Source organism: Pseudarthrobacter sp. HLT1-3 (genome assembly GCF_059383535.1).
Map to the genome: position 1 here is coordinate 1 of NZ_JBWZCJ010000032.1, position 17,236 is coordinate 17,236.

Genomic DNA, 17,236 nt, shown 5'->3' on the forward strand with positions numbered 1-17,236 from the left:
AACTCCGTGGCCGCCAGCGCGCTCCGCCGCGCCGGCTACGACGTCGTCGAACTCGACGGCAGCTACGCCGCCTGGACCGCACGGCAGCACGCGCTGGAATCCGCCCCCGCCAGCTAGTCCGCGCCAGCGGCACTGCCCGGCTGACACAAGTGGCGGCGGTCCTGGACACAGGGCCGCCGCCAACCCTCGTCCGCTGCAACGCGTGCGCCTGGCAGCTAATGGAATGGCCGACCCGGCGGCGACCAGCGGGGTTTGCTGACAGATCGGGCTAGAGTGTCGGTATGCCCAGGATTTCGGCCGCAAACAACGCCGCCCAACGAGCCGAGACCCAACAGCGCATCCTGACTGCGTTCGGCGAGCTGCTGTTCACGCATGGACTGCCTGGTTTGACCATGACGGACGTCGCACGGCACGCCCGGGTGGGCAGGACTGCTGTCTACAACTACTACGCGGACATCGAAGAGCTTCTCATCGCCTACGCGCTGAACGAGACCGAGCGGTTCCTGCTCGATCTGAGGGAATCCCTCGACTCACTCGCAAACCCGGTGGACCGGCTGGCGCTCTACGTACGAGCCCAGGTCGAGGACCTCAGCCGGCGGCACCTCCCGCCCGGTCCCGCTATGGGCGCTGTGCTCTCCCCGGCGTCATTCGCGAAACTGGCAGACCATGTGGGCGAACTCAGCGTTCTCCTGCAGGGCATCCTGCGGGACGGTGTCGCCCAGGGCTACCTGCCGGAGGCGGACATCAGCCAGCTCGCGCAGCTGATCCACGGGACGCTGTCCTCGAGTGCCGCCCGCGGTGACGGTGCCGGCCAGGACTCCGAGGCGGAGGCCCGGCTGGCCCGCACCGTCCGGTTCGTGCAGCTCGGCGCCGGGGCGCGGTTCGACGACGACGGCCGCCCCCTCCGCCTGGACGCTTGAGCTCCCGCGAGGCGATATTCCGGGCGCTGCCGGGCCGGGGGGAGCTGCCCTCGAGGCGCAGTCAGCTTCCGGGCGTGGGCGAAGCCGTCGGTGTTACGACCCACTCTGATTCGTCCACAATCCGCCGGTCCTCGCGCGGGCAGCTGAGTTGGCCGGGCGTCTGGTCGACCAGATCGGCTTTCGCCAGCTCCTTGAAATCCCCGGTAAGGATGACATCCACACTCGGGTCGGTCCGGCCATCCTGAAAATAGTCCGAGCCGGGCACGTTGCGCTGCACGGTAAAGGCCGCGGACTGGCCTGCTGCGCCGGACACGACCAACGCAACCCCTCGGTAGCTCGACGTCGTGTTGGATACGGCCCCGACAATGAACTTGCGGGCCGCGAACTCGTCGGCCACGGACCGGGCAAGACCCGGGCGGGACGTTGAATTGAAGACGTTGAGGTTGATCTTCTCCGGCGGGGTGTAGTCATGAATCGCCGCCGGGCAGACGGACGCGGCCGCCTGGCTGCGCTCCGCCGTCGGGATCTTGATCTGGCCGTTCATGATCGCCAGTGCCACCACAATGGCCGCGGCAATCAGGCCGACGAGCAGCAACAGCACAACGCCGTGCAGGATCCGGCGCCGCATCCTGACTGGATTGTCGCGCGGATCGTCATCGTCCACGAAAGTGGCCCGCAGGTCGGAACCGGAAATGACTTGGTGACCGTGCAGGACCGTAACGTCCTTCGGCTTCCTAGCCATTGATCACGAGGACGCGAGCATGGATCGCAGTGCGCTGGTGAAGCGCGGTCCGGACGGCGCGGTGCAGCCCGTCCTCCAGGTACAGGACGCCGCGGTACTCCACGACGTGCGGAAAAAGGTCGCCGAAGAACGTGGAGTCCTCAGCCAGCAACGCCTCAAGGTCGAGAGTGCGCTTGGTGGTCACCAGATCGTCCAGCCGGACCGGGCGCGGCGGCAGCGTCGCCCAGTCCTTGGGCGTCTTGTAGCCATGCTCTGGGTACGGGCGTCCCTCGCCCACGGCTTTGAATATCACCATGCAAGACTAGGGAACTTGGACGGCCAAAGGAATCCGCGACGCCCGGAGCCGGGAGGTTGTAGCCAAACGGTAACCATTTGTCACGCCGTCCGCTTCGCCCTGTCACAATCAACGCCGTGCGGCGGGCGAGATCCACAAGCCATGCAAAGTTGCGTGCCGGCTGGGAGAATAGGGGCATGACACCTCCTGTGACCTCAGCCCCCGCCTCGCCGTCGGCTCCTCCGCTGGCACTGCTGCTCGACGTTGACGGTCCCGTGGCGAGTCCCGTCACCCGCACGGTACAGCCGGCGATCATCGCGGACCTGCTGGCGCTGGCCGCGGCAGGGATCCCCGTCATCTTCAATACCGGCCGTTCGGCGGCCTTCATCCGCGAACAGGTCATGGAACCGATGATCGCCGCCGGGATGCCGGCCGGCACCCTCATTCACGCCATCTGCGAGAAGGGCGCTGTCTGGTTCAGCTACACGTCCACGGGTCCCGGCGCAGTCCACGTCGACCACGAACTGGCCATCCCGCGGTCTTTCGGCGACGACGTCCGCCGGCTCGTGGCCGAGGACTACGCCAGCCACATGTTCTTCGACGAAACGAAACTGGCGATGGTCTCCGTGGAGCAGCACATCGCCGTCGACAACTCCGACTACCGGGCCGAGCAGGAGCTGTTCGACGCCGATGCCATGGGGCTGATGGCCCGGCACGGCCTCGGAGTTGCGCGGCTGGACCACCACGCCCCGGACTCCGATGACCGGATCGACTACCGGGTTGATCCGACCATTATCTCGACCGATATCGAGTCGGTCCGGCTGGGCAAGGATCTCGGCGCGAGCCGGGCCGTGGAGCTGTTGGCGGCCCAGGGCATCACGCCGCAGGCCTGGCGAACGGTGGGCGATTCCCGCACGGACTACGCGATGGCCGACTGGCTGCACCATAACGACCACCCGGTGAAACACGTCGATGTCCGGCCCGCCGACGGCGTTCCGGTGAAACCGTACGAGGTACTGACCGCGGCCGATCTTGGGCTGGGCGAGGACGTCATCCACGACGACGCCGGAGCGGCCTTCCTGCACCGCTGGCGTTCGGCCCTTCTCGGCTGAACCGGGGATAAGGGGTCACTACTGCGGGGCCCTGCAGCCCACATAGGCGGCGTTTCGGCCGCAGGAATTCGGGGCGATTTTGGGGCGGACGTTATTATGCAAGTAGGCATACATTCACGCAACGAATCACGGAGAATCGACATTACAAACGCATTGGTCCAGGATGAGATCTACTACGGCAGCCAGGCATCGGTAGACGCCCATGACGAGGTTACTTCCGCGGCTGCCGTGGCGAGATTCCGGACCCGCCAGGACGTTGTGCGCCGGCGCGGCCGGTACGGGCTCGTCAATGAGAACCGGACGCCGTACCAGGCCATGGTCGAGGATCTCATGTTCCTCCGGTCAGTGCTCGACGGCGCCGGCCTTGACTATCTCTTGGTCCGCGGCAACAACCACCGGCCGGTCATCGCCGTGGACTGGAAGGACCGCAAGGAACTCCGCGACGCCCTCGTGGAGGCCTGCCATGATGAGCCCTTTTACTCCATGAGCGTCGACGCCAAGAAGAAGTCCTCTGTTCTCGTGGCCGACGGGGAGCTCTCCCCCAACCGGCAAGCCCGGATTTTCCGTTTGTACCGGCCCCGGGTGGAGCCGGAAGGCGGCTTTGAGTTCGGCGCCTCGGCCGGTGTGCAGCTGGAATTGTGGAGTTTCGAAGGCGACCAGCTGATCCTGCCGATCGAAAACTCCCTGACGCGCCGAACGCTGCAGGCCCAGGACGCAGTCCGCGGCACGGTGGAGCGCTATGGCCACACCTGGCCCACGATCGAAAACATGTTCGCGGACCACGCGAGCGACATCAGCTTCGACATCGACCTTGTGTTCTCCTGGGTGGACGGCAGTTCCCCGGAGTACATCGCGGCCCGGCGTGCCAGGATGGCCGGCGTCGTCGTCGGCGAAGGCGATGACCATGAAGCCCGGTTCCGCCAGATCGACGAACTCAAGTACGCGCTGCGGTCGGTCTACATGTTCGCCCCCTGGATCCGGCGGATCTTCATCGCCACGGACTCCCCCGTTCCTGCCTGGCTGGCTGAGCATCCGACCGTGACGATCGTCCGCAGCGAGGAGTTCTTCGCGGACCCGTCCGTGCTGCCCACCCACAACTCGCAAGCGGTGGAATGCCAGCTCCATCACATCGAAGGCCTGTCCGAGCACTTCCTGTACTCGAACGACGACATGTTCTTCGGCCGCGCTGTCGGGCCGGACATGTTCTTCACGCCCGGCGGCATTACGAAATTCATCGAGGCGGAAACCCGGATCGGGCTCGGGGACAACGACGCCGAGCGCAGCGGCTTCGAGAACGCCGCCCGGGTGAACCGAAAGCTGCTCTGGAACCGCTTCGGCCGGATCACCACCCGGCACCTGGAACACGCGGCGGCGCCGCTGCGGCGCAGCGTCATGGCCACGATGGAGCAGGAGTTCCCGGCAGAGTTCGCCAAGACCGCGGCGAGCACGTTCCGCGCGGCCGACAATATCTCTGTGACGAACTCGTTCTACCACTACTACGCGCTGCTGACGGGCCGGGCTGTCACCCAGACGGCGGTCAAAGTGCGCTACGTGGATACGACCGCCCGGGCAGGCCTAAATTACCTGCCCAAGCTGCTCGCGAAAAGGAACATGGACTTCTTCTGCCTCAACGACGGCAGTTTCCCGGAGGTCCCGGCGGAGGAACGTGCCGAGGTCGTAACGGACTTCCTGGAGAAGTACTACCCGATCAAGGCGCCCTGGGAGAAGTAGGGATCCCGGTTCCTAGCTCCTAGTTGCTGGCGGACAGCCGGCGGTTGCCGGGGGTCATGGCCGCGTCCTCTTGCCTCGCCTTGCTCGGGATGCGGATGCCGGCCGCCGCGATCCGCCGCTGGACTTCCTCTGCCGAGACGAGCTCGCCGACGGCAGGGGTGTCTCCGAGCAGCACCACGGAATGCACGATGGTGTGTTCGTAGACGTGGACGAGGTTGAACGCCTGTCCGCCATCGCGCCCGCGGGTCCCGCCCACTGGAACGTTCAGGTCCTGCGTGTAGCAGGTCGCCGACGCCACGGAGACCGGGATTCCGGCGAAGGTCGCCGTCGTCGAATAGTGCAGGTGTCCGCCCAGAATGGCCCGGACGTCAGAGTTGCGCAGCACCCCGGCCAGGGCCGCCTGGTCCCGCAGCTCCACGAGGACGGCAAGATCCAGGACCGAGGGAACCGGCGGATGGTGCAGGGCAAGGATCGTTCCGTCCGGGGCGGGGGTTGCGAGCTCGGCCGCGAGCCACTCCAGCTGCTCCGGGCTCACCTCTCCGTGGTGGTAACCGGGGACGGAGGTGTCCAGGGTGATGATCCGCAGCCCGTTGATGAAGTAGCTGTGGTCCACGGGGGTGTCGTCGGCCGGCTGGTCAAGCAGTCCGGTGCGGAAGTGTGCCCGGTTGTCGTGGTTTCCCATCGCCCAGATGACTTTCGCACCCATGGACTTGCAGGCGGGGTCTACGATGGCCCGCAGCTTGGCATAGGCCTCGGGTTCACCCTGGTCAGCGAGGTCGCCGGTGAAAATCACCGCTTCGGGCCGTGCGCCGGAAGCCAGCACTTCGTCAAAAAGTTGTTGCAGCAGGGCGCCGCTATCGACAACACCATGCAATGGTGCCGAACCGCCCAACAGGTGGGGGTCACTCAGATGGAGTAGAAAATGACGTGGCCGGGGGTGCTCGGCCTCGATGAGCTCCATTGCTACCTTCCTGGTTGGGTGGGGGCGGTTACCCCCAGCGTCCCTCTCAGTAAGGTCTATCCAACCAGACATCCGGCCAACTTTGTGCAAACTCCAGTAGGCATGTTTGAAAAGAAGCAACAACGAGTATTCGGGCGGACACATACCTATTCCGGTATGTGTCCGCCCGAACGTGCTTACTCAGGTAACCGGCGTCTAGCTCAGGTAACCGTTCGGGTTCAGCACGTACTTCGTGGCCGCACCGGCGTCGAACTCCGCGTATCCCTTGGGAGCGTCCTCCAGGGGGATGGCCTTTGCGTTGACGTTCTTGGCGATATTGACCTTGTCATGCAGGATGGCCATCATCAGCTGGCGGTTGTACTTCATCACCGGACACTGTCCGGTCGTGAAACTCAGCGACTTCGCCCAGCCGGTGCCGAGACTGATGGACAGCGCACCCTTTTTGGCAGCCTCGTCCACTCCGCCCGGATCCCCCGTGACGTAAAGTCCCGGAATCCCCAGGGCACCGCCGGCTGTTGTTATTTCCATCAGCGAGTTGAGTACCGTCGCCGGAGCCTCTTTGGCGTCGTGGCCGTGACCCTTGGCTTCGAAACCGACAGCGTCAACGCCGCAGTCGACTTCCGGAACGCCGAGGAGCTGTTCGATTTGCTCCGCAGGCCCGCCCTGGGACAGGTCAATGGTTTCGCAGCCGAAGCTGCGCGCCTGCGCCAGTCGCCCCTCGTTCATGTCGCCGACGATTACGACGGCGGCACCCAGCAGCTGCGCGCTGGTGGCCGCGGCGAGTCCAACGGGACCGGCCCCCGCGATGTAGACCGTGGAGCCCACGCCCACACCGGCGGAGACGGCGCCGTGGAAGCCGGTCGGGAAGATGTCCGACAGCATCGTCAGGTCCATCATCTTCTCGAGGGCCTGGTCCTTGTCCGGGAACTTCAGCAGGTTCCAGTCCGCATAGGGGACGAGGACGTAGTTGGCCTGGCCGCCGACCCAGCCGCCCATGTCCACGTACCCGTAGGCGGCGCCCGGGCGGGCGGGGTTGACGTTCAGGCAGATACCGGTTTTGCGCTCCTTGCAGTTCCGGCAGCGGCCGCAGGCGATGTTGAAGGGGACCGAGCAGATATCCCCGACCTTGATGAATTCGACGTCCGGTCCAACTTCCACGACTTCGCCGGTAATTTCGTGGCCCAGGACCAGGTCTGCGGGGGCTGTGGTGCGGCCACGGACCATGTGCTGGTCCGAGCCGCAGATGTTCGTGGCAACGGTTTTGAGGATCACACCGTGGCGCAACTGGCGGCCTACGTTGGCGGGGTTGACCCCCGGGCCGTCCTTAAGTTCGAAAGTGGGGTAGTCAATGTCGATCAGTTCGACCTTGCCCGGCCCCTTGTAGGCAACGGCTTTGTTCCCTGTCATCACTTTCCTCCTGGTTTCACGGACTCCCAATATGAGTGTCCAGTTGTGATTCACGAAGCGAGTTGATACACCGTCCCCGGGCTGCTGCGGCCCCACAGCCGAAGCGCGCACGCGCGTCAGACAAGCGGGGGTGCCCGGTTCACTTGGAAGGTTCGGCCAGTCTAGGACGATAAGCATACTTATGGATAGGGGCCCTTGTCCCCTTGTGCTCTGAAAACCGACTCTCAGCTAAGGGCGGCCTCGACGGCTTCAATAACCTCCGGGGAGTCGGGCTCCACCGTCGGGGCGAAACGGGCCACCACCTCGCCGTCGCGGTTGACCAGGAACTTCTCGAAGTTCCACTTCACCAGTCCCGGCAGGAGGCCCTTCTTGAAATTTGTCAGCTCAGTGTAGAGCGGGTGCTGGTTCTTTCCGCGGACATCGGCCTTGGTCGTCAGCGGAAAGGACACGCCGAAGTTCCGTTCGCAGAACTCGGCGATCTCGGCGTCGGCGGCTGGTTCCTGGCCGGCAAACTGGTTGCAGGGGACGCCGAGCACCTGGAAACCCTGTTCCCGGAACTTGTTGTGAAGCGCCTCGAGTCCGGCGTACTGCGGTGTGAATCCACACTGTGAAGCGACGTTCACCACCAGTACCACTTGGCCCTTGAAGCGGCCAAAGTCGGTGTCCGTGCCGTCGATGAGGGTAAGCGGAATGCTGTGCAGAGAGGTCATGGCTGGTTTCCTCGCGAAGTCGGTCAGGAAGGTCGTGTCCGGACATGATGTCCCGGAATTGGTCACGACAGTCATTCGACACCAACGCGCGAGGGTATGGGTTTGTGCCCGCTACGGGCTTGGAGTCAGTGACGGGTCCGTGGTCGCCGAAGGCTCGGTGGGCTCCGTGGGCGCGGGCGGCGCAGGCTCCGACGTGGGCTCAGGCGCCGGCGGCGGCGGCAGCACCGGTTCCACCACGGGCGGCGGCGGTGGCGGTGGCAGCACCGGTTCCGCGACAGGCGGCGGCGGGGGCGGTGGCAGGACGGGCTCCACCACGGGCGGCGGCGGTGGCGGTGGCAGCACCGGTTCCACCACGGGTGGCGGCGCTGGTTCCTGCGTGGGTTCCGGCGAAGGCGGTGGGGCCGGCGCCGGTTCCACGCTGGTCGGGGGCGGCGGCAACGGCGGCGCGGTGGGCTCCGGCGAGGGCGTCGGCGTCGGCGATTCCGGTGGCGGCGGCACCGAGGTGTCTGGCGCCGTCGGGGTGTCGCTAGGGTCGGGAGTGCCGCTTGGAATCTGCGATTCTCCCGGGGTGGTGGTGCCGCTCGGGGAATCGCTCGAGGGCCAGCTGGTCTCAAGCGTTGGAGTGCCCGACCTCGTCCTCGTCGGCGACAGCGCATCCCAGATGGACGGCGTGGGCGTGGCTGCGGCGGAAGTGAAGTAAGGCGTCCCCGGAGTCCTCAGCACCACGGCAACGGGCGATTCCTGGACGCCGCCGGTGACTTCGTGCCGCCTGTCTTTGGACCCCGGGATAGCCCAGCCAAGGGAGGTGTTGGACGGCAGGCCGGCGTCGGGCGCGTAGCTGGTCATTTCGAAGGTGCCGAGCTGATCCGTCTGCACGGTGGGAAGCAGGACCCAGTCATGCGGGTTTTTGTGGGAGCCGTTCAGGATCGTCTCAAAATGCAGGTGGCAGCCGGTGGAGGATCCGGTCGTTCCCACCCGGGCAATGACCTCGCCCACCCGCACCGAGTCGCCTTTCTTGACGGCGATCGCCTCGAGGTGGTTGTAAGTGGTGATCAGCCCGTTGCCGTGATCGATTTCCACACGGTTTCCGCCACCCCACGGGTGCCAACCAACTGCCCGCACGACTCCGGCGTCGGCCGAATAGACCCGGGTACCACAGGCTGCAGCGTAGTCCTGGCCCCAGTGGAATTCGCCTGATGACCCCGTGATAGGGCTGGTCCGCAGCCCGAAGGAAGAGGACTCGTAGAGGGATTCGAGGGGAGCCATCAGGAAGCCTTCTGCGGGCCGCTTCAATCCTGCAGCCGCCACGTTAAGCTCACCGGGGATGCCGTCCTTTGACGTTGTCTCAACCGTTGACCGGCTGTAGGCGACAAGGGCAAGGGCGTCCGCGGTGAGAGCTGCCGTCGACGGGGCACCAGAGCCCACAGCGGCGAGCGCGTCCGCGGTACCCGGATTCAAAACGCCCGGGCCCACGACGCCGGACGCCAATGACGGGGAAGGCAAAACAGGGGCGCCGCTGCCAGACAATCCCTGGACGCCGAAGGTCAGGACCGCCAGCGAGAGGCAAAATCCCCCGGACACACAGCGCACTGCTACGATCCGCGCTCTAATGGCTTTTTCACTCGATGAGTTTCCCCAGTGTTTTCCCACGATGTGACTCCCGCATCCGGTCCGCCAGTCCCCAAGATTGCGGACTCACGTTCTTATGGCACCACAATCGGAAGGCCCGTGGGAACGGTAAAACCTACCCTCTTTCAAACTCAAGTGGCCGGCGAGTAGTACTAGGTATGGGGCCAAGTATCGGGTCGCAGCACAGGTGCGCGAGAATGGCGTATGCGCAACATCCTCAGGGAGTGGCAGGGCGAGCTCAAGCACACGTTCACGGGGACCCGGGACGCCGTGCCGGAGTGGGTGCCGCAGCTGGCGGAAGGCGACGATGTTGGCTACCACTTGCCGGGTTCCGCCGTCTGGGCCGTCCATGGTGGCATGCCGACGATCGTGGCGGGCATCCGCGCCCTGCTGATGCAGGCGCTCCATCCCGGCGCGCTGGCCGGCGTCCACGACCACTCCCGCTTCCGCGAGGATCCGCTGGGCCGGCTGGCCGGAACGATCCGCTGGATTTTCACGGTTTCCTACGGTTCAACCGCCGCGGCCCGCGCGGCCTCCGGCTGGGTGCTCCGGCTGCATGGAACGGTTCGCGGGGAGTACGTGGACGGGCACGGCGTCGTCCGGAGCTACGCGGCAAACGACCCGGAGCTGCTCCGCTGGGTGCACATCTCCTTCACGGATGCGTTCCTTTCGGCGCACAAGATCTGGGGCAGGCCGATACCCGGCGGCCCAGATGCCTATGTGCGCGAGTGGGCTCGGGCCGGCGAGCTGATGGGGGTCGAATCCCCGCCGCTGACCGAGGAGGCGATGCGATGGCAGTTGGACCAGTGGTACGACGCCGGGGAGCTCCGCTCCGACCAAAGGGTCGCCGAGACGGTGGCGTTCATCCGAAATCCGCCGCTCCACCCCGGGCTCAGGCCCGGGTACCGGGTGCTGTTCGCGGCGGCCGTGGCGACCCTGGAACCCAAATACCGTGAGCTGCTGGGCCTCCGGACGGCACGCCTTGGCCCCATCCCGCTCCCGGTGCGGCTGGCCACCAAGGTGACCCTCGGCGTCGTCCACCTTGCCCTGGGCCGGATGGGGCCCAGCGAAAAGGCCGCCCGGGACCGGCTCCGCAGGCTGGGCCACCGGGCCTGAGAGTTGAACGTAACCCCACGTACCACCGCAGGGGATCCTGAGTGCCAGGGGTCCAAGGGCGCAAAAAGGCCCCGGTCCATGGGACCGGGGCCAAGCGCGGAGAATGGGGGATTTGAACCCCCGAGGGCGTTAACCCAACACGCGTTCCAGGCGTGCGCCATAGGCCGCTAGGCGAATTCTCCAGTAGCTTCTGAATCAAAAGCAGATACTAGACTACCTGAACTTCCCGGCATCGCCCAATTGACCCCCGGGACCCCGCTGATCCCTCGCGACGGGACATGCCCCGCCCTGACCGCGGGCACTGGGCATAGTCCCGCTCTGCGTACTCCTGGGCGCCAGGAATGGGCATGTCCCTCCGGGATGTCCAGGGCCCCGGGGCCCGATTCGGGGCACACGCAATCGTCGGGTAAACTTGCTGACGGCCCCTCATGTGGCGTCATCCTGTTGAACTCCCCCAGGACCGGAAGGTAGCAAGGGTAAATGGGCTCTGGCGGGTGCATGAGGGGTCTTTTATGTCTGTGCCGATTGGTAGGGTTTAGCTGTGACTGTTACTACCGCTCTTTACCGTAGATACCGCCCAGATTCGTTCGCGGACGTTATCGGGCAGGAACACGTCACCGAGCCCCTTATGACGGCGCTGCGCAAGAACCGCGTCAACCACGCCTACCTGTTCTCGGGCCCCCGCGGCTGCGGAAAAACCACGTCTGCCCGCATCCTGGCCCGCTGCCTGAACTGCGCTGAGGGCCCCACCGATACCCCCTGTGGCACGTGCCCCAGCTGTGTCGAACTCGCCCGCGGCGGCTCCGGATCACTGGACGTGATCGAGATTGACGCCGCCAGCCACGGCGGCGTGGACGACGCCCGCGATCTGCGGGAGCGGGCCACCTACGCCCCTGTCCGCGACCGCTACAAGATCTTCATCATCGACGAAGCCCACATGGTTACCTCCGCCGGCTTCAACGCGTTGCTTAAAATCGTCGAAGAACCGCCGGAACACATCAAGTTCATCTTCGCGACGACGGAGCCGGACAAGGTTATTGGCACCATCCGCTCCCGCACGCACCACTACCCGTTCCGGCTCGTGCCGCCGGAACCGCTGATGGCGTACCTTGAGCTGCTCTGCACGCAGGAAAACGTCCCGGTCGCGCCCGGTGTGCTCTCGCTCGTCATCCGCGCCGGCGGCGGCTCTGTCCGTGACTCGCTGTCCGTTCTGGACCAGCTCATGGCGGGCGCCGGACCGACGGGCCTGAACTACGAACTCGCCGTCGCGCTGCTGGGCTACACCCATGCTTCGCTGCTCGACGACGTGGTGGAGGCGGTGGCAGCGTCCGACGCCGCCACCGTGTTCCGCGCTGTGGACCGTGTGATCCAGACCGGGCATGACCCCCGCCGCTTCGTCGAGGACCTGCTCGAACGCTTCCGCGACCTCATCATCGTCCAGGCCCTGCCGGAAAGTGCCCAGTCAATCCTGCGCGGCATGCCCGCGGACCAGATCGCGCGTTTACAGAACCAGGCCCATAACCTGGGCGCGGCCGAGCTGTCCAGGGCGGCCGATGTCACCAACACCGCGCTGACCGAGATGACCGGCGCCACCTCTCCGCGCCTGCACCTCGAACTGCTGTGCGCCCGCATCCTGTTGCCCTCCGCCGAGCAGACCGAGCGTGGCATTGCGGCCCGGATTGACAGGGTGGAACGCCGGCTGAATTACGCCGGGAACGACGTCGGCGCTCCTGCCGCGGCACCCGCTGTTCCGACCCCAGCGGTTCCCGCCATGACCGCACCGGCTGTTGCTGCCCCTGCGGTTTCCGCCGCGGCCGGCCCCGCGCCGGCGACCCACGCGCCTGCCGTGGAACCTGCGCGCGGCACCGTGGCGGGCCGGGACACCCTCACGCCGCCTCGCGTCAGCACCGGTGACTGGCCGGTCGATCAGTCTGCCGCAGTCAACCGTGCACCTGCGGGAATGGCCCCGCAGCCCAGGGCATCAGTGCCTCCACGGCCGGCCCCGGCTACCCCTGCGCCTGCCGCCCCAGCTCCATCCAGCCCAGCGCCTTCCGCCCCGGCCCCATCCAGCCGGGCCCCATCCAGCCAGGCTCCAACCGGACAGGGTCCGTCCGCTCCGGCCCAGATCCCGCCGGCTCCCGCCCCTGCTTCTGGCCTGCCCGTCCGATCTGCCGCACCCGCCCCGGCGCCGATCGCTGGTTCCGGGCCCGACGTCGAGGTCCTCCGCAGGGCCTGGCCGGAGATCCTGCAGACGCTGAGCAAAATCAAGCGAAGCACGTGGGCCCTCGTCGAACCGAATGCCCAGGTGGGCCACTTCGAAGACCATGTCCTGACACTCGCCTTCACCACGTCCGGGCTGGCTGGCGCTTTCGGCCGGGCGGATCACTCCGAGAACCTGCGGCAGGCGATCCACAAGACCATCGGCATCGAATGCCAGATCAACGCGGTGGCCAGCGGGAGCAACAGCGCAGCGAGCTCTGAACCAAACCCAAAAGCACCCGTTAGCCGGGATGTCCCAGCGACGTCGACCGATGCTGACTGGGGCCTGAGCCCGGCCGCCGCCCCGGCCCGAACCGAAGCAGTTCAACCCGGACCAGCGCAGCCCGCGGCGGCCCCCGCAATTGTTCCCGTCACGCCAGCCACTCCTGCCCAGGCACCGGCGGCACCTGCTCCCCCGGCGCCGGCAGCTTCCGCCCTCGCCACCGAGGAAGCATCCGCCCAGGCGCCGGTAGGCGCGGCCGCCAGCGACCAGGAAAGCACTTTCGCGGAGCCCGCCGGATCCTACGCCTACTCCGACGGCGACTGGGGACCGCCCCGCGACGAGGACGCGCCTCCGCTGGACGAGGAACCGCCCATGGACTGGGACCCCTCCGCCCCCACCCCGGCGAGGGCACCCGAGCCGACCGCCGCCGCGCCCGCCCGCAAGAAGGCCGTCGCTCCTGCGCGTTCCGGCGCAGCATCCACAACGGCGCCGAACAAGGCCCCCGCCCCCGAGGCGCCCGACACCGCCAACGACCCCTGGGCCCGTGCAGTCGAGCAGTCCCCCGGAATCTGGGCGGTCGGCACGGACTCGAACATCGGAGGCTACTCGGGGGATGAGTCCGAGACTCCGGAGCCCACGCCTGAGCCCGATCCGCCGCACTACGAACCTGCGGCGGCCCAGATCCCGCAGTACGTCGCGGCCGTATCAGCTTCCGCCTCCTACGAGCCTGTCGCGTCCTCCTCAAACAGCTGGGGAGACTCCGCGGATTTGGTGTCGGTCGGCGCCGCACCGCTTCCAGTCTCAGCAACCGCTGCACCGCTCGCAGCTGCACCGCCGGCCGCGCCGGCAACAACCCCGGCGGCAGAGCCCGTGTCCCCGGCCGGGCCCAACGCGACGGGCCGGCAGAGTCTGTACCAGCGGCTGTCCAACAGCCCGGAAGCTGAAGCCGGTCGTGCCAAGGCTCCGGCCCGGGCTGCGGCCGCCACCACCACCTATGTGCAGGACATCCCCAGCGCTGACGACGAAACCATCGAGGAGTCCGGCGTGTTCGGCCGGGCCGCCGTCGAGCGTATCCTCGGCGGAAAGCTGGTCGAGGAGCGCTCGCTTGACGGAAGCCCGCTGGCGCCCCGCTCCTAGCCGTCCCACCCGGCGGCGCTACCCCGTCACCGCCCCAACCGAACGAGGAAATTGTGTACGAAGGTGCAGTTCAAGAGCTAATTGACGAGCTCGGACGCCTTCCCGGAGTAGGGCCCAAGTCCGCCCAGCGGCTGGCCTTCCATATCCTCGAGGCCGACCCGCAGGACATGAAGCGTCTTGTGGATGCGATCACCACGGTCAAGGAGCGGGTCAAATTCTGCACGGTGTGCGGCAACGTCACCGAGCAGGAACTCTGCAACATCTGCCGCGACCCCCGCCGGGACCCCTCGATCATCTGCGTCGTCGAGGAATCCAAGGACGTGCTCGCCGTCGAACGCACCCGCTCGTTCCGGGGCCGCTATCACGTGCTTGGCGGGGCGATTAATCCCATTGCCGGCGTCGGCCCCGAGCAGCTCAGGATCCGCGAACTCCTTACCCGGCTCAACGACGGCGCCGTCCAGGAAATCATCATCGCCACGGACCCCAACCTGGAGGGCGAGGCCACTGCTACTTACCTCGCGCGCATGCTCAAGTCGATTGGCATCGCCGTCACCCGGCTGGCATCAGGACTGCCAGTGGGCGGCGACCTCGAATACGCCGACGAGGTCACCCTCGGCCGCGCCTTCGAGGGCCGGCGCAACGCCCTCAGCTGATCGGATACCGGCCCGCGATGTCCCCATCGGCCCCGATCCGCACCGAACGCCTGTTACTGCGTCCGCTGGCGATTGAAGATGCGCAGGCGGTCCTTCGGTTCCGCGGCGATCCCATGGCCACGCAATATCTGTCCCACGGACCCCTGAGTCCCGAGGAGAACCTCGCCAGACTCCTTCAGCTGGTCGATGCCGCTGAATCGTCCAGCGTGGATTGGTTCAACTTCGGCTGGGCCATTGAGCTCCGTGAGACGGGCGAGGTCATCGGTGACGGGCGGACGTGGAACTCGGCAGAGCCGCCGGCGCCGGGCAGGATACCCGCCGACTGCGGGAGCCTCGGGTATATTCTCCATCCCGGCCACCACGGTCGTGGCCTGGGCCGCGAGGCCGCGGGCGCCCTGGTCAGCTGGCTTTTCGAACACTGCGGAACACAAACGGTGTTCGCCGGCGTGTATGAACCCAATATCCCCTCCAGACGGCTCTTGGCGGGCCTGGGATTCCGGCAGGACCGCCATTTCACGTCCGCGCAGGACACAGCCGGCAAGAACCTTCCGTCCTGGCGCTACCGACTGGACCGGAACTCGTGTCCGACGGACCCCTGACCGGCACCAGATCGGGCGCTCCGGCGTCCTGATTCAACCCGGGGTGGACATGCCCAGCTCCGGAGCCCAGGGGTGGACATAGTGCCAATATGCCCATCCCTGAGCCCCGGCGGAGGACATGTGCAGACGGACAGGAGCAGATGTCCATTCCCGGTCCGCGACGGAGGGCATGTCCGGTGGAGCGGGAGCCCGGGTGTCTGGCATTCGGTCACAATTCAGCGCTGGGGGTCAGCCGGCGATAAACTGGCCTGAAGAAGTTACGCCGTCGCGCCGTTTGGTTGCTTGGCCCAGAACCCCGATGATCCAGTGAGGGTGCGCGCATGAGTTTGCCCACTACCGAAGTCCTCCCAGGACCGCAGCCCCAGGTGCTGCCCGTCTCTGCTGCTCCCACCCGGCACCTTGTGGTGAAGAAATTCGGCGGCTCCTCCGTGGCTGATGCCGAGGGCATTAAGCGTGTGGCCCGGCGGATCGTGGATGCCCAGAACGCCGGCGACGAAGTCGTCGTGGTCGTCTCGGCCATGGGCGACACCACCGATGAACTGCTCGACCTCGCGTCCCAGGTCACCGATTCCGCCCCGGCCCGTGAAATGGACATGCTCCTTTCCGCCGGGGAGCGCATCTCGATGGCCCTGCTCGCCATGGCCATCAACAAGTTCGGCGCCTCGGCCCAGTCTTTCACCGGATCCCAGGCCGGCATGATCACCGACGGCATCCACGGCAAGGCCCGGATCATCGACGTCGACCCGCACCGCATCCGCACGGCCCTGGACAAGGGACACATCGCGATCGTCGCGGGCTTCCAGGGCATGAGCCGCACCACGAACGAGATCACCACTCTGGGCCGCGGCGGCTCGGACACGACGGCGGTGGCCCTGGCCGCAGCCCTCGACGCCGATGTGTGCGAAATCTTCACCGACGTCGACGGGATCTATACCGCCGATCCGCGCGTTGTCGCGTCCGCCCGGAAGATCGACCGGATCTCCAGCGAGGAAATGCTCGAACTGGCGGCGTCCGGCGCCAAGATCCTGCACCTGCGCTGCGTGGAGTACGCGCGCCGGTTCGGCGTTCCGCTGCACGTCCGTTCCTCATTCAGCCAGAACGAAGGCACTTGGGTCCTCCCCAGTGCCGACGACAAGATCACAACCCACGAGGGAGTTGCCTTGGAGCAGCCAATCATCTCCGGTGTTGCCCACGACCGTTCCGAGGCCAAGGTCACGGTGGTCGGGGTTCCGGATATTCCCGGCAAGGCGGCGGCGATCTTCCAGGTCATCGCGGACGCGCACTCGAACATCGACATGATCGTCCAGAACGTGTCCACCCACGGCACCGGCAAAACCGACATTTCCTTCACGCTGCCGATCGTCGAGGGCGCCGACGCCCTCGCGGCCCTGCACGCCGCGCAGGACCGGATCGGGTTCGAAACCATCGAGTACAACGAGCAAATCGGCAAGCTCTCGCTGATCGGCGCCGGGATGCGCTCCCACCCCGGCGTCTCTGCACGGTTCTTCGCCGCCCTTTCCGAGGCCGGGATCAACATCAACATGATCTCCACCTCCGAGATCCGGATTTCCGTCGTAACGCACGCGGACCTGCTCGACGACGCCGTGCGCGCCATCCACAAGGCCTTCGACCTGGACAGCGAGGACGAGGCCACGGTCTACGGCGGCACCGGCCGCTGAGCCACCCCGGCGCGAACTGCACCACGCTTTAACAGACGAAGGGAGCGGCCTGTGCCGCTCCCTCGTTGTGCCTTTGCGGGGACC

At 66.5% G+C, this 17,236-nt stretch carries 14 protein-coding genes, 1 tRNA gene and 1 other RNA gene; 9 read left to right on the plus strand and 7 right to left on the minus strand.

What is annotated here, in order from left to right:
- The first annotated feature begins 281 nt into the window (after positions 1 to 281).
- On the plus strand, positions 282 to 920 hold the full coding sequence (locus AC50X9_RS19430) for a TetR/AcrR family transcriptional regulator (protein ID WP_494896355.1): 639 nt from the start codon (positions 282 to 284) through the stop codon (positions 918 to 920).
- Positions 921 to 981: 61 nt separating this feature from the next.
- On the opposite strand, the gene AC50X9_RS19435 is transcribed toward AC50X9_RS19430, so the two are convergent.
- Together AC50X9_RS19435 and AC50X9_RS19440 are read right to left on the minus strand one after the other, a co-directional pair.
- Positions 982 to 1,662, minus strand: a complete 681-nt coding sequence (locus AC50X9_RS19435; protein WP_494896357.1) for a LytR C-terminal domain-containing protein — start codon at positions 1,660 to 1,662, stop codon at positions 982 to 984.
- On the minus strand, positions 1,655 to 1,954 hold the full coding sequence (locus AC50X9_RS19440; protein WP_494896404.1) for a type II toxin-antitoxin system VapB family antitoxin: 300 nt from the start codon (positions 1,952 to 1,954) through the stop codon (positions 1,655 to 1,657). The genes AC50X9_RS19435 and AC50X9_RS19440 overlap by 8 nt, the downstream gene beginning before the upstream one ends.
- Before the next feature lie 179 nt (positions 1,955 to 2,133).
- On the opposite strand from AC50X9_RS19440, the gene AC50X9_RS19445 reads away from it, so the two are divergent.
- Positions 2,134 to 3,048: a hypothetical protein gene (locus AC50X9_RS19445; RefSeq protein ID WP_494896359.1), complete on the plus strand. Its 915-nt coding sequence runs from the start codon at positions 2,134 to 2,136 to the stop codon at positions 3,046 to 3,048.
- 96 nt (positions 3,049 to 3,144) lie between these two features.
- Positions 3,145 to 4,779 carry a stealth family protein gene (locus AC50X9_RS19450; protein ID WP_494896361.1) on the plus strand — a complete coding sequence of 545 codons (1,635 nt, stop codon included), beginning with the start codon at positions 3,145 to 3,147 and terminating at the stop codon, positions 4,777 to 4,779.
- Positions 4,780 to 4,798: 19 nt separating this feature from the next.
- On the opposite strand, the gene AC50X9_RS19455 is transcribed toward AC50X9_RS19450, so the two are convergent.
- From AC50X9_RS19455 to AC50X9_RS19470, 4 genes are all read right to left on the minus strand, one after another.
- Complete coding sequence (locus AC50X9_RS19455) at positions 4,799 to 5,740, minus strand: phosphodiesterase (RefSeq protein ID WP_494896363.1); 942 nt, start codon at positions 5,738 to 5,740, stop codon at positions 4,799 to 4,801.
- Between the two features lie 195 nt (positions 5,741 to 5,935).
- Positions 5,936 to 7,147, minus strand: a complete 1,212-nt coding sequence (fdhA, locus tag AC50X9_RS19460; protein ID WP_494896365.1) for a formaldehyde dehydrogenase, glutathione-independent — start codon at positions 7,145 to 7,147, stop codon at positions 5,936 to 5,938.
- Between the two features lie 224 nt (positions 7,148 to 7,371).
- Entirely contained in the window at positions 7,372 to 7,857 is a 486-nt protein-coding gene (locus AC50X9_RS19465) for a glutathione peroxidase (protein WP_494896367.1), read from the minus strand.
- A gap of 111 nt (positions 7,858 to 7,968) precedes the next feature.
- On the minus strand, positions 7,969 to 9,438 hold the full coding sequence (locus tag AC50X9_RS19470; RefSeq protein ID WP_494896369.1) for a M23 family metallopeptidase: 1,470 nt from the start codon (positions 9,436 to 9,438) through the stop codon (positions 7,969 to 7,971).
- Positions 9,439 to 9,690: 252 nt separating this feature from the next.
- Between AC50X9_RS19470 and AC50X9_RS19475 the strand changes: the two genes are divergently transcribed.
- Positions 9,691 to 10,602 (plus strand): oxygenase MpaB family protein, encoded by a 912-nt coding sequence (locus AC50X9_RS19475; protein ID WP_494896370.1) that lies wholly within the window; start codon positions 9,691 to 9,693, stop codon positions 10,600 to 10,602.
- Positions 10,603 to 10,699: 97 nt separating this feature from the next.
- On the opposite strand, the gene AC50X9_RS19480 is transcribed toward AC50X9_RS19475, so the two are convergent.
- Positions 10,700 to 10,784, minus strand: a tRNA-Ser gene (locus AC50X9_RS19480).
- Between the two features lie 235 nt (positions 10,785 to 11,019).
- On the opposite strand from AC50X9_RS19480, the gene ffs reads away from it, so the two are divergent.
- The 5 genes from ffs (at position 11,020) to AC50X9_RS19505 (ending at position 17,152) form a co-directional block, all read left to right on the plus strand.
- Positions 11,020 to 11,116, plus strand: an RNA gene (gene ffs, locus AC50X9_RS19485) — signal recognition particle sRNA small type.
- A gap of 27 nt (positions 11,117 to 11,143) precedes the next feature.
- Positions 11,144 to 14,221: a DNA polymerase III subunit gamma and tau gene (locus AC50X9_RS19490; protein ID WP_494896372.1), complete on the plus strand. Its 3,078-nt coding sequence runs from the start codon at positions 11,144 to 11,146 to the stop codon at positions 14,219 to 14,221.
- Positions 14,222 to 14,274: 53 nt separating this feature from the next.
- Positions 14,275 to 14,874: a recombination mediator RecR gene (recR, locus tag AC50X9_RS19495; protein WP_494896374.1), complete on the plus strand. Its 600-nt coding sequence runs from the start codon at positions 14,275 to 14,277 to the stop codon at positions 14,872 to 14,874.
- Positions 14,875 to 14,891: 17 nt separating this feature from the next.
- Positions 14,892 to 15,473, plus strand: a complete 582-nt coding sequence (locus AC50X9_RS19500) for a GNAT family N-acetyltransferase (protein WP_494896376.1) — start codon at positions 14,892 to 14,894, stop codon at positions 15,471 to 15,473.
- Between the two features lie 320 nt (positions 15,474 to 15,793).
- Positions 15,794 to 17,152: an aspartate kinase gene (locus AC50X9_RS19505; protein WP_494896378.1), complete on the plus strand. Its 1,359-nt coding sequence runs from the start codon at positions 15,794 to 15,796 to the stop codon at positions 17,150 to 17,152.
- Positions 17,153 to 17,236 lie beyond the last annotated feature (84 nt).